The sequence below is a fragment of the Streptomyces flavofungini genome (assembly GCF_041028215.1).
Lineage (GTDB): Bacteria > Actinomycetota > Actinomycetes > Streptomycetales > Streptomycetaceae > Streptomyces > Streptomyces flavofungini_B.
This window is the reverse complement of the sequence record NZ_JASKYR010000229.1, coordinates 1-11,653: the sequence shown is the minus strand read 5'-3', so window position 1 is coordinate 11,653 and position 11,653 is coordinate 1. Positions and strand designations below refer to the sequence as shown.

The 11,653-nt window shown below is 70.3% G+C and carries 12 protein-coding genes; 8 read left to right on the top strand and 4 right to left on the bottom strand.

What is annotated here, in order from left to right:
- Positions 1-115: 115 nt before the first annotated feature.
- Complete coding sequence (locus AB8Z36_RS17580; RefSeq protein WP_369214262.1) at positions 116-1,144, bottom strand: sulfotransferase; 1,029 nt, start codon at positions 1,142-1,144, stop codon at positions 116-118.
- A 197-nt stretch (positions 1,145-1,341) separates the two neighbouring features.
- Positions 1,342-2,184, bottom strand: coding sequence for a LysR family transcriptional regulator (locus tag AB8Z36_RS17575; protein WP_369214261.1), 843 nt, complete (start codon positions 2,182-2,184; stop codon positions 1,342-1,344).
- Positions 2,185-2,256: 72 nt separating this feature from the next.
- Here AB8Z36_RS17575 and AB8Z36_RS17570 point away from each other — a divergent pair, with 72 nt between their 5' ends.
- From AB8Z36_RS17570 to AB8Z36_RS17550, 5 genes are all read left to right on the top strand, one after another.
- Positions 2,257-3,618 (top strand): MFS transporter, encoded by a 1,362-nt coding sequence (locus AB8Z36_RS17570; RefSeq protein WP_369214260.1) that lies wholly within the window; start codon positions 2,257-2,259, stop codon positions 3,616-3,618.
- Entirely contained in the window at positions 3,578-4,504 is a 927-nt protein-coding gene (locus AB8Z36_RS17565) for a hypothetical protein (protein ID WP_369214259.1), read from the top strand. Before AB8Z36_RS17570 ends, AB8Z36_RS17565 begins: the two co-directional genes overlap by 41 nt.
- 192 nt (positions 4,505-4,696) lie before the next feature.
- Positions 4,697-6,964, top strand: a complete 2,268-nt coding sequence (locus AB8Z36_RS17560) for a PIG-L family deacetylase (protein ID WP_369214258.1) — start codon at positions 4,697-4,699, stop codon at positions 6,962-6,964.
- An 11-nt stretch (positions 6,965-6,975) separates the two neighbouring features.
- Positions 6,976-8,226 (top strand): acyltransferase family protein, encoded by a 1,251-nt coding sequence (locus tag AB8Z36_RS17555; RefSeq protein WP_369214257.1) that lies wholly within the window; start codon positions 6,976-6,978, stop codon positions 8,224-8,226.
- Positions 8,227-8,340: 114 nt separating this feature from the next.
- Positions 8,341-8,751, top strand: a complete 411-nt coding sequence (locus AB8Z36_RS17550; RefSeq protein ID WP_369214256.1) for a VOC family protein — start codon at positions 8,341-8,343, stop codon at positions 8,749-8,751.
- A gap of 85 nt (positions 8,752-8,836) precedes the next feature.
- On the opposite strand, the gene AB8Z36_RS17545 is transcribed toward AB8Z36_RS17550, so the two are convergent.
- Positions 8,837-9,172 (bottom strand): EthD domain-containing protein, encoded by a 336-nt coding sequence (locus tag AB8Z36_RS17545; RefSeq protein WP_369214255.1) that lies wholly within the window; start codon positions 9,170-9,172, stop codon positions 8,837-8,839.
- Between the two features lie 67 nt (positions 9,173-9,239).
- Between AB8Z36_RS17545 and AB8Z36_RS17540 the strand changes: the two genes are divergently transcribed.
- The 3 genes from AB8Z36_RS17540 to AB8Z36_RS17530 all read left to right on the top strand — a co-directional run bounded on the left by AB8Z36_RS17540 (position 9,240) and on the right by AB8Z36_RS17530 (position 11,052).
- Positions 9,240-9,614 carry a MerR family transcriptional regulator gene (locus tag AB8Z36_RS17540; protein ID WP_369214254.1) on the top strand — a complete coding sequence of 125 codons (375 nt, stop codon included), beginning with the start codon at positions 9,240-9,242 and terminating at the stop codon, positions 9,612-9,614.
- Between the two features lie 91 nt (positions 9,615-9,705).
- Positions 9,706-10,143: a hypothetical protein gene (locus AB8Z36_RS17535; RefSeq protein WP_369214253.1), complete on the top strand. Its 438-nt coding sequence runs from the start codon at positions 9,706-9,708 to the stop codon at positions 10,141-10,143.
- 471 nt (positions 10,144-10,614) lie between these two features.
- Positions 10,615-11,052: a hypothetical protein gene (locus AB8Z36_RS17530; RefSeq protein ID WP_369214252.1), complete on the top strand. Its 438-nt coding sequence runs from the start codon at positions 10,615-10,617 to the stop codon at positions 11,050-11,052.
- Between the two features lie 134 nt (positions 11,053-11,186).
- Here AB8Z36_RS17530 and AB8Z36_RS17525 read toward each other — a convergent pair whose 3' ends face one another.
- Positions 11,187-11,540, bottom strand: coding sequence for a hypothetical protein (locus AB8Z36_RS17525; RefSeq protein WP_369214251.1), 354 nt, complete (start codon positions 11,538-11,540; stop codon positions 11,187-11,189).
- Positions 11,541-11,653: the final 113 nt, after the last annotated feature.

Genomic DNA, 11,653 nt, shown 5'->3' with positions numbered 1-11,653 from the left:
GCCCTGGACTCCCTCTCCCACCACCTCAAGGACTTCCCCCGCGTGGTCGGCATCCTCGCCGAGGCCCGCGATCTCCTCGGCCCGCCGCCCGCTCAGGCCACCTGAGCGCTGCCACTCAGCCAAGCGCACGCGCCCCCGGAGCGCAGCTGCTCCTCAAAGCCTCGAACTCCGGTGCGCTCAGCTGCCGTTCGGCCGAGCCGCGACGGCTGCCGTCGAGGCGGGCGCAGGCGTCGTCCAGCCACTGGGGGAGGGGCTCGATCCCGATGAACGCGGCAAGGCGCCGCAGCTCCGAGCGAGGGTCGTCCAGAAGGTCTTCGTAGGCGAGGGACATGCCCTGCCCGGCAGGCAGACCCGCGAGGAACTCCGTTGCCTCGACGACGAGTTCGGACCACAGGGCACCGAACCTCGGCAGGGGGAAGTCGCGGTCTCGTACGAGGGCGGGGTCGAAGCGGTCGCCGAGCAGCGGGGCCAGTTCCGGGGGCAGGGAGGCGCGGTGCTCGGGGGTCAGCTCGCCGAAGTCCTCCACACCCGTCCGTTCCCTGATCTCGCGCAGCAAGGTGATCACGCGGTAGCCGGGGTGGCGGCTCATGGAAAGGGCGCAGTCGGGGCCGTCGCGGAAGAGGTGCACGAACTTCGCGTGCGGGTAGGCGGCCCGCAGGCCGGGCGCCCATCCCGTGGAGTACCCGGAGCGCTCGACGGCCGCGGCGCGCCCGAAGCGCTCCGCGAGCCATGCGAACAGCGCGTGGTGCTGTTCGGCGGCGGTCCGCTCGGGCCAGATGACGACCTCGGCGGCGAGTTCGTCGAGCAGGGCGTCGGGATCGTCGCTGAGGTGGGGGAGGACCATCAGGGAGAGCGCGGGGATACCGGCGGGATCGGTCGAGTACCGGCCGGGGCGGCGGGTGTAGAGGAACTCCGGCATCGGCAACCCGCTGCGGATCATGCTCGCGAAGTACGGGGTGGGCGCGGCGATCCGTGCCCAGAAATCCTCGCCCGACAGTCGCCCTTGAAGGAAGACGGTGTCACCGACCGAGGCCATGTACTCATTGAGGCTGAGCACTTCGGGGTGGGTGTTGAGGATGGTGGACAGGGCGGTCGAGCCGCTGCGGCCGGTGCCGGTGACGAAGGTCAGACTGCGCAAGGTCACTCTCCGGTGTCAGGGAGCCAGGGTCAGGAGCCAGGGCCAGGGAGCCACGGTCAGGAGCCAGGGACACCGAGCAGCTCAGCACACGCGCGGCCCCACCGCTACCCGTCCACGGAGGCGCAAAGGCGGGCTCAGGCAAGCCCACGCAGGCCCACGCGGACACACGGAGACCCACCGATGCCCCACCTGAGCCCCCGAGGTCAGATCATGCGGCGCAGCGCGGCCTCCACGGCGTCGACCAGCGGATCGCCCTCGGAGCGCGGATGGCGTGCGAGGCCGAACTCGACGTCCGGCAGCGGAGGGAGGGCCCCGGTGTCGTGGCAGACCATGGCCGGTTCGAGGTTCATCGGCATCAGCGCCGCGACGCCGAGCCCGGCCCGCAGTGCGGCGAGCACGGCGACCAGGCTGTTGCTCTCGAACGCCACCCGCCACGGCCGGCCTGCGTCCCGCAGCGCCCGCAGCACCGAAGTGCGCCATGCGCAGGCGTTGGAGAACAGCACCACCGGCAGGGGATCGGCGCTCACGTCAACGCCCTGGCCGACGGCCCAGGCCAGCGGCTGACGCACCGTCCAGCGCGGTGGTCCGGGAATGGTGGGCATCTCGTTGAGGACGAGTTGGACGCGGCCCGCGTCGTAGGCCTCCCGCATCGCGGCGTCGGACATGCTGAGCACCTCCAGCGTCGCACCGGGATGCAGCCGCGCGAGATCGGCGAGGGCCTGCGGCAGCCGGGACGCGGCGAGGTCCTCAAGCAGGCCGATGCCGCAGCGGCCGGTCAGCGCGCGCCCGGTCTCGGCGAGGGCCTGAGCGGAGAGCGACAGGATGCGCTCGGCGTACGGCAGCAGCTCCTCACCCGCCCGGGTCAGCGAGATCCCCGACGGGGACCGGTGGAGCAGCGGATGTCCGACCGCTCTTTCGAGCCTGCGCACCTGCTGGCTCAGCGCGGGCTGCGTATGGCCCAGCGCGGTCGCGGCACGGCTGATGCTGCCCGCGCGCACGACGGCGACGTACGACCGCAGCAACGCGATCTCCAGATCCCTGGGCATAACGCTTCCTTATATCGGCCAGAGCGAATGAACCCCTACCTATGGCGAGGAGGGGCTTCTAGCGTCGCGTACGTGACCGGATACCGACAGGTGCTCGCGGTGCCGGGAATGGCGGCGCTGCTGGGCGTCTCCTTCCTCGCCCGTACCGCCATCACGGCCGCCGTGATGGCGCTGACCATGTACGTCGTGCTGGACCTGGACCGCAGTTACGCCGCGGCAGGCGTTGTCGCGGCGGCCCTGACCGCCGGTCTCGCCCTGGGCGGGCCGGTACTGGGCCGCCTGACCGACCGGCGCGGCCTGCGCGTGGTGCTGCGGGTCACCGTCGTGGGCCAGGCCGTGTTCTGGCTGAGCGTGCCCTTCCTCTCGTACGCGGTGCTCCTGGGCGCGGCCTTCACGGCGGGCCTGCTGATGGTGCCCGCCCAGTCGGTGACCCGACAGGCGGTCGTCGCGATGACCACGGCGGGACAGCGCCGCGCCGCCTTCGCGCTGGAGGCGGTGCAGGGCGAACTGTCGTACATGGTCGGCCCCGCCGCGGTGATCCTCGGCGCCGCGACGCTGCCCCCGGGCGTCGCCGTGTGGGGCGTCGGTGCCGCGATCGTGGTGGGCGGAGCCGGTCTCCGGCTGCTCGATCCGCCGCTGCGGGCCAAGGGCGAGGCCCCTTCCGGTGAAGCGGGGCGAGCCGCGCGCCGCGCCTGGGCGGGCACCGGCATGACCGCCGTCCTGCTGACGGCGTTCGGCACCACGATGCTGCTCAGCGGCGTCGACCTCGCCATCGTCGCCACACTCGAAGAAGGGGGACAGGTGTCCTGGGCCGCCCTGGTCGTCGCCGTGTTCGGGCTCGCCTCCGTCGTCGGCGGGCTGGTCTACGGCGCCCTGCCCCGGTCGCTGCCCGCCTGGGCCCTGCTCGGTCTGCTCGGCCTCGTGACGGTCCCCGCGGGGCTCGCCCACCACTGGCTGTGGCTGTGCGCCGCCGTTGTCGTCATCGGAGCGTTCACCGCCCCGACCCTGTCCGTGGTGGCCGACACGGTGGGCAGACTGGCGCCCGCGGGGGCACGGGGGGAGGCCACGGGGCTGCAGTCCTCGGCCCAGAGCGCGGGGTTCGCGCTCGGCGCCCCACTCGTCGGGCTGGCCATCGACGCCTCGGTCCCGGCGGGCGGTTTCGCGGCGGCCGGTGCGGCGGGGCTCCTCGCCGCACTGACCGGGTGGCTGCTGTCTCGCGGCGGGCGGCGTGCGGGCCACGGCGCAGGCACCGCATATGATCTTGCGTATCCGCTGGACCAGGGAGTTCCCGCGGATCCGCTGGAGCAGGGAGCTGGGGGGCTCGATGTCGGCGCTGCCGAGAGTGGAAGATCGCCCGATCGTCGATCCGGACCTGCCGGCCAAGCACCGGGCGGTGCTCACGAGGGCCGTGGCGGCGGAACTCCCCTCGCATGACGGCCGGCGCCCGGCCCGGCCCAGCGCCCGGGAGCGGCAGCGCCGGACGCAGCAGCGGCTCGCCGCCCGTCATCCCAAGAAGGTCCACGCGCCGCTGGGCCCCACCGGGGGCGCGATCGGATTCGGTGTGCTCGCATTCGTCGCCGCCCAGGTGACCCGTTCATACCTCGCCCTGCCTGATGACGCGCACGTCACCTGGGAGCCGACGGCGGGTGCCGTGGGCACGCTCGTATGCCTCGTCCTCAGCGGCCTGTGCGTCGCGGCACGCCGGTCCGAGGGCCGCCCCCGCCGCATCGCGCGACGCTACCGGGGCCAGGACCGCTATGTGTGCCCACTCGACCTGGGACCGGACGAACGCGACCTCGTGGTGCGGGCGGCCCGCGCGGTGGAGGCGGTCCGCACGTCGCGGGCGCACGCCCGAGGGCTGATCGATGACCAGCGCAACGAGGTCGAGCTGCCCCACCTCCTGTGGAAGATCGCCTTCGACAGCGCCAGGATGAGCGCCCTCGGCCGCGAACACCGCGCCGCCGAACGCTCCAGCGCGGGCGCCGACGTCGACACCGTCCTCAAGACCCAGGCCAAGGCACTGAAGCAGAGCCACAAGGCCATCAACAAGCGGGTGAAGGCGTTGGAGGCCTACGCCGAAAGCACCGCCCGGATCGACGCCCTGCTCGCCCAGCAAAGCCAGCTGCGGGCAGCCGAACGCCGCAACGACGCCTACCTGGATCTCGTCGCCACCACGGCGTCCGACACGCTCGGCACCGAGCGGGTCCACGCCGCGCGGCAGGACGCCGACGCGCTCACGGACCCGCTGGCCGCCGCCGTACGCGGCGCGCGCGACGCGGCCGAACTCGCCTTGCCGACGGACGCGCCCGCCAAGGCCTGACGCGCCGCTGAGCAGCGACGACGGCGGACCGAGCCGCCTGTGCGTGGCCGGGGTGAAGGGCCCTCCGGAGCCGTGAGGAAGATCACTGGGGACAACCCGCCGCACTTTCCGGCCATCTCCCCAAGTGATCAAGGAGCCCGCAGCGGCAGTTGTTGCCCGAGGGCCAGTACGTCAGAGAAGGCACAACCTCCCATGCCCACCGAAGAGCGCGGTTCCGCGCGCGTCGCAAGCCGTCGCAATGTCCTCGCGGCCACCGTGCTGGGTGTCGTCGCGCCCGTAGGCGTCGGCATCGGCGTCTCCCTCGGCTCGCGAAGCGGTGGCGGCGACGGCGGCGATGTGTCCGGCAAGCCGCACCAGCCGCCGGAGATGACATCGGCGGGCCCCACGGGCACCTGGGCGGCCGCAGGGCCGCAGCCCACCACCGAGGAAGCGATCGTGCAGATCGTCGCCCACCCCGACGACGACCTGTTCTTCATCAACCCGGAGGTCGGACAGGCGCTGCGCAGCGGCAGGCCCACCACCACGATCTACCTGACCTCCGGCGAGGCCAACGGCGTCAACGCTCCCCGCAAGGGCAGCTTCCGGGGCATGGCCCGGCCCGCGCCGGACAAGCGCAAGTACGCCAAGGCGCGGCAGAACGGCATCCGCGCCGCCTACGCCGAGATGGTCACCGGGCGGCCGGGCCACCCCTGGGCGCGCGAGGCCATCGCCACGGCGGGCGGCGGCCAGGCCGAGCTCGACACCTTGCAGGGGTATCCGCACATCAACCTGGTGTGGACGCTGCTGCACGAGGCGGGCAGCATCACCGGCGACCGCCCGTACAGCCTGCACGGACTGTGGGAGGGCCGCGTCGGCCTGCTCGGCTCGCAGCTCGCCCACGGCGGTGCGGTCACCCGCGACTTCTCCTACACCAAGGAACAGCTCATCCAGACGCTGACCGGCTACCTCCTGCGGTTCCAGCCCACCCAGGTACGGATGCAGAATCCGACGCCGGGCCGCCTGGACCGCAATCTCAAGTGCTCCGACCACCAGGACCACCGCTTCGGCGCCCGCTTCGTCCAGCAGGCTCTCGCCCGCTACGCCGCCTCGGACGAGCGTCCCCACTTCACGGTGCAGACCTACATGGGTTACTTCAACGGCGGTCTGCCCCAGTCCCTCGACCCCGTCTCCGGCGCGTCCAAGGCCTCCACCCTCAAGACCTACTCCGCGGCCGACACCTCGCGCGGCGCGTGCAAGGACCCGGCGGGCTGCGGAGACCTCAAGGTCGCCGCGTCCCCCAAGCCCCGCTGGGCCCACAGCATCCACCACGCCGGTGACAGCGGCGCCGACTGGCTGCTGACGGGCAAGAACGACAGCCTGTGGGCGTTCGCCGTCCTGGACGGCCGGATCGCGCACTGGCACCGGCCCGGCGGCAGCGGCGCGCGGTGGAAGGACGGCCAGTGGGAGGGACCCGTGCTCCAGGCGGAGACCGGGATCGAGACGGGTGTGCGGGCGGTGACCCTGCCCGACGGACGCATCGCCGTCTTCGGCACCCGTACGCTCCTTGGAGACCAGCCGGCCGACTACCGCAAAGAAGTGGGATACATCCTTCAGCAGGCCCCGGACAAGCCCTTCGGCCCTTGGCAGTCCCTCGGCAGCCCGGAGCTGTCCGACGAGATCGGCACCCATGACATCAGTTCCCCCGCGGTCGCGGCGCACGACGACGGCACGATGTCGGTGTTCCTGCGCGACAGCGGCCATCAGCTCACCGCGCGCGTCCAGCGGACGGACGGCAACTGGACACCCTGGCACGGCCTGGGCGGCGCCGCGGTACACGGTGACCCCGTCACCGCCACCGACCGCGCCGGACGCGCCTACGTCCTCGCCGCCACCCCGCACAGCGTCCTGGCCTGGGTCCAGGACCGGCCCGGCGCGGGCATACGGGGACCACTGGTCACCGGCCTTCCCGCCACCACCTTGCCGCTGACCGTCCGGCCCGACGGTGACGGTGACGGCGTACGGGTCTTCTACCGCGTTCCCAACTCCGGCAACGTGCAGTCCGCCCGTGTGTACGCCGAGCGCCTCACCTCGGCGGCGACGACGACGGACGGCGCGCGCCGGGCGTCCACCGGACCCGCGCCCGCGGCCGTCACCGACTGGAAGGGGGCGGGCGGCTACGGCCCGGTGAGCGTCACCCCCGACGACTGGGGCGGTGCCCTGCTCGCCGCCAGGACCGCCACGGGTGATGTCGCCACGGCCTGGGGTACGTCGGGCCGCGGCAGGAGCAGACAGCAGTGGAACCACACCGGCATGCTCCTCGCGGGCGCGCCGTCCAGCGCTCCGCTGGCCTCGGGCGGCATAGTGCTGACCATGCTCGGCCTCGACAGCCGTCTGTACTGGACCTACGCCACCCGGCAGGGCGGCCGCCTGGCGCCTTGGCGGCCGGTGGGGCCCTCGGCACCCAAGAAGTCGAAGGCCTGATGCGGATGCCCATGCGGACCACCAGGCTGCTCGCCGACCGGAACAGGAGGGACGTGCAAAACCCGCAGGACACGCAGCTCCAGCAGCGGGACCCGCAGAACCCGCCGGACACGCAGAACCCGCCGGACACGCAGAACCCGCCGGACACGCAGAACCCGCGGGACACGCAGATCAAGCAGCGGGACCCGCAGAACCCGCAGGACGCGCACGACACCACCATCGCGCGGGACCGGTGGCAGAACCCGCGGAGCCCGCGGGACACCCGCGACCCGTTCTTCGACAACGCGAAGTTCCTGCTGATCGTGCTGGTCGCCCTCGGTCACTCCTGGGAACAGATCATCGAGGGCACGCACGCCCTCCAGGCCGTCCACACCGTGGTCTACGCGTTCCACATGCCCGCGTTCATCCTGCTGTGCGGCTACTTCTCCCAGCGCTTCACCGGCCGCCCCGACCAGGTACGGCGCCTCATCGAGGGGGTGCTGATCCCCTACCTCCTCTTCGAGACGGCCTACTCCGCCACGTACAGCGCGGTACGGGGTGAACCCTTCGCACTCACCCCCACCGAACCCACCTACCTGTGCTGGTTCCTCATCGCCCTGTTCCTCTGGCGGCTGAGCACACCATTGTGGCGGGCGGTCCGTCACCCCGTACCGATCGCCGTCCTCGTCTCCCTCGCGGCGGGACTCACGACGATGGGCTACGACCTGGCGCTCCCAAGGGTGCTGATGTTCCTGCCCTGGTTCGTCCTCGGCCTTCGTCTGCGCCCGGAACACTTCGCCCTGTTGCGTACGCGCCTGGCCCGCCGCTGCGCCGTGGTGGCGTTCGCGTGCGCGGCGATGGGGGCGTACCTGCTGATCCCCGCCCCCGACGAACACTGGCTGTCCATGGACGCCGGTTACACCGACCTCGACGTGAGCTGGCCGCGCTACCTGGCCGTGCGCATCGCCATCTTCGCGGTCAGCGCGGTCCTCGTCGCCGCGTTCCTGGCCTGTGTGCCGAGGCGCCGTACCCTGTTCACCGCCCTCGGCGCGGCGACGATGTACCCCTATCTCCTGCACGGCCTCCTGATCCGCGCGGGCGAGGCCGCGGGCCTGTATCCGTTCCTGAAGGACCTGGGCGCGGCCGGTCAGATCCTCCTCACCCTCGGGGTGATCACCACCGTGTTCCTTCTCTCCACCCCACCGGTCCGGAAGCTGTTCCGACCGCTGGTCGAGCCCCGGCTGCCACGGACGGCCATACCGCCGGACGACCGTTCGCGCTAGCCCGGCGGGGCGGCGGCAGGGGGGGAGGCAAGGGGAAGCCATCCGCCAAGCCCGCAGGGCAGATGCCAAGGAACTGCCTGGAAGTCGCGCGAGAGCCTGTGGCAAGATCGCGGGATGCTGCGACTCACCGATTTCATCATCGACTGCCCGGACACGATGAAGCTGGCCGCCTTCTACTCCGAGGTGACGGGCCGCCCGGTCAAGGAAGGCAGCTCCGAGGAGTGGGCGGGCATCCAATTCGGTGAGATCGAGCTGGCGTTCATCCGGGTGGACGACTACCGCGCGCCGCAGTGGCCCGACACCGAGCACCCCAAGCAGTTCCACCTCGACTTCGAAGTCGACGAGATCGAGCCCGAGCAGCGCCGCGTCCTCGACCTCGGCGCGACGCTGCGGCAGGATTTCATCGGCCCCGACGGCTACGGCTGGCAGGTCTACACCGACCCGATCGGCCACCCCTTCTGCCTGTGCCGCAACAAGGGCGTCGTCTGGACCGACGAGGGCCCTGTCTGGCCGGGGCGCGACTAGGCCGTTCTGAGGGCGCGGACGTCAACCGGTATGCCGGGCGGCAGCCGTAAGAGCTGGCTCGGTATCCGTCAGCCGAGCCGGTCCCTCAGATGACCTCCTTCTCCTCGGTGACCATCACGGCCACCGAATCCATGTTGATGAAACGGGATTCGTCGGGGTTGACCAGCGTCCGGTAGTTCTCGGAGGCGAAGAAGGCGTCGTGGTGCTCCCAGTTCTCGAACCAGATCTCCGTCAGGCCGTCGTAGGCCCGGGGCGGGTAGTTGTCGGCGGGAACCGGGTGGGACACGGTGTACTTGCGCACGTAGCGCTCCGCCTCCGGGATGGAGGTGAACAGCGGCGCGTGCCGGTCCCGGTGGTGCTCGACGAAACGCTCGTACGACATTCCCTCGACGCGGTTGATCATGAAGATGAGCTTCAGCATGGAGTTAACCTAAAAGCTCACATCAATGTCAGGGGCAAGTGGGCCAGGAGAACGCGAGGAGCTCGGCATGCGGATCGGTGAACTGTCCGCCCGGACGGGAGCCAGCCGCCGCTCGCTGCGTTACTACGAGGAACAGGACCTGCTCGTCAGCTCCCGCTCACCCAGCGGACAGCGCCATTACGAGGACGAGCACGTCCAGCGGGTGCGTCTCGTGCAGGCGTTCCTGGCGGCCGGCATGTCCAGCGGCACCATCGCCGAGATGAAGCCCTGCATGTCCGAGCCGACCGAGGACAGGGCGCGGCAGGCACTGGAGATCATGGGCCGCGAGCGGGCCCGGCTGTCCGAGGCCATCGACGGCCTCGCCGCCGCCAGGAACGCGCTGGACCACCTCATCGAGGACAACCAGGCGTACCTGGCACGGTCGGCGGACGACGGTCCGTGACCTGGCCCGAAGCCGGCGGTGACGGCACCTACATGCGGCCCGTCGCCAAGCGGAAGCGGTAGTACCGCGGCATCGGGGCAATACGGGTCCCATGGAAGTGAGCGCAGGAAAGTTCATCGACTACACCGGCGTTCTATGGCTGGACGTCATCCTGAACGCCGTGTTCCTTTGCAACACCGTCGGCTTGAGCTTCTGGATCGCCTGGGGCATCAAGGAGCGGCGGCAAGGCGTAGAGGGCGCGGTGCGGAAAGCCCTGAAAAAGGCCGGGCATGCCAGCGGATGGAAGCCGCGTACGCGGTGGACCATGGCAGGAGTGGCGGTTGGCGCGAACGTCGCTCTGATGGTGCTCGGCGCCGTGTTGATGGCGACGAGCAAGCAGGGCGGCGGCATCGCCCTCGGCTGGGGAATCACTTACACCGTTCTGTGGCTAGTGGCCGGTCCTCTGCTGCGTCCCGTCGCCGGGAAGAGGCCGGAGCACTCCCGAGAGTGGGACGAACCGCACGAGGGCGACCGGCCGCGCACGGCCTGAGCGATTGCAATCAGCAGAATGACCCTCGGCGCCCATTTCGCTCATTGGAATGGACATCGCTCGTCGTGAGTCAGCGGCCTGGGCCGACTTCGTCCTCGCTGTCGAGCACCTCGCGGCCCTCGACTCCACCGCGTAAGTGGAACTCGGTGTTGTGTCGGGTTCGGTAGCCCGGAGGAGTCGAAGCACACCAGCTACCAGGAGGTATGTACCCGCCATATCGTGCGCGTAGCGGCCGGGTGAGTCAGACCGGAATGCCGTTGGACCCGTAGTCATGGGGCCCTCAGCGCCTGCGCCCGACGATGGCCAGGTGGGTGCGGCGGGGGCTCGGGCGGTCCCAATTGCACCTTGATATGAAGTTCGTGAATTGCAAGAGAATGCATAATGAAACTTAAACTGTTCGTCAACTCCTGCTTCGGTTGTGCCGAGGTGTCCTAATGTCTTGGGCAGCACCAAAGAAACGGGAGGAAGTAAGTGAAGAACGTTTTGCGGGGGATCGGCGCGGGCTCGCTGGCGCTGGCTTGTGTTTTCGCGGGCAGTGGTGGCGCCGAGGCGGCCACGGCGCACGGAAAGGCGTACTACGGCTGCACGAACTACGTGAAGGTCTGGCGCAGCGGCAGCAAGGTCTATGCCTACGGCTGGCAAACGTGCGACAAGAAGCGCAGCGTGCAGCGCCCCGAGGCCGCCATCAGCTCCTACAAGGGTGGCAGCCTCAAGGACTATTCGGGTGGCAGGCTCGGCGGTTGCCACAACACGAAGTCCTGCAAGTCCCCGACGGTCTCGCTCAAGGCCCACAAGGGCTACAAGTACCGGGCGACGAACACCGGAACCGCCTCGATCGGAATTCCCGACGAGGGCGACTACATCTGGCCCAAGCGGACGCAGGCAGTGAAGTGGTACACGGCTTCGTAATGAAGCCCGTGGGCTCGATAGGGGATTACTCGCACTGCTGCCGGACGTAATTCGGTGGGAGTATCCCGAAAGGCAGGTCTTCCCCTCTGGGAGGGCCTGCCTTTCGTCATGTCCAGGGCGGCGGTGGAGCCGCCTCACAGAGGTTGATCGCGTTGATCGGAGAGGACCAGCGTGAGCCTGCCGAGCCACTCGAAGTCGTCCGGGTAGTCCCACTCCTCGGCATGGGCCAGTACCTCGGGCAGGTCTTCGCGTGCGATCGGCGGTCCTGGTCGGCAGCCGTCGGTTCCGTCGGGCGCGACCCAGGGGATGTATCGGCAGACCTCGACCACTCCACGGTCGACGAGAGCGAGGAGAACCGGCGCGAGATCCGCCGCGGGTGCGGATGCCAGGGGCTCTTCCAGGTCTCCCCGCACTCCTGGCAGGATGTCGATCTCGCTCGCATTGAGCACGAAGGCGTACTCGACGTCGGACAGCTCACTCGTACTCACCCGGTAATTCTCACAGGTGCATGCGGGAGGCTGAGCTGCCGGGGAGGGAAACGGGCCGGGCGGGGACCGGGCTGGTCAGGGACGGGCCGGTCAGCGACGGGCAACGCAGCGGT

Bases quoted from the DNA above. Each gene is read 5' to 3' on its own strand.
- AB8Z36_RS17575 (WP_369214261.1), bottom strand. From the start codon at position 2,184: ATGCCCAGGGATCTGGAGATCGCGTTGCTGCGGTCGTACGTCGCCGTC.
- AB8Z36_RS17560 (WP_369214258.1), top strand. From the start codon at position 4,697: ATGCCCACCGAAGAGCGCGGTTCCGCGCGCGTCGCAAGCCGTCGCAAT.
- AB8Z36_RS17555 (WP_369214257.1), top strand. From the start codon at position 6,976: ATGCGGACCACCAGGCTGCTCGCCGACCGGAACAGGAGGGACGTGCAA.
- AB8Z36_RS17550 (WP_369214256.1), top strand. From the start codon at position 8,341: ATGCTGCGACTCACCGATTTCATCATCGACTGCCCGGACACGATGAAG.
- AB8Z36_RS17545 (WP_369214255.1), bottom strand. From the start codon at position 9,172: ATGCTGAAGCTCATCTTCATGATCAACCGCGTCGAGGGAATGTCGTAC.
- AB8Z36_RS17540 (WP_369214254.1), top strand. From the start codon at position 9,240: ATGCGGATCGGTGAACTGTCCGCCCGGACGGGAGCCAGCCGCCGCTCG.
- AB8Z36_RS17535 (WP_369214253.1), top strand. From the start codon at position 9,706: ATGGAAGTGAGCGCAGGAAAGTTCATCGACTACACCGGCGTTCTATGG.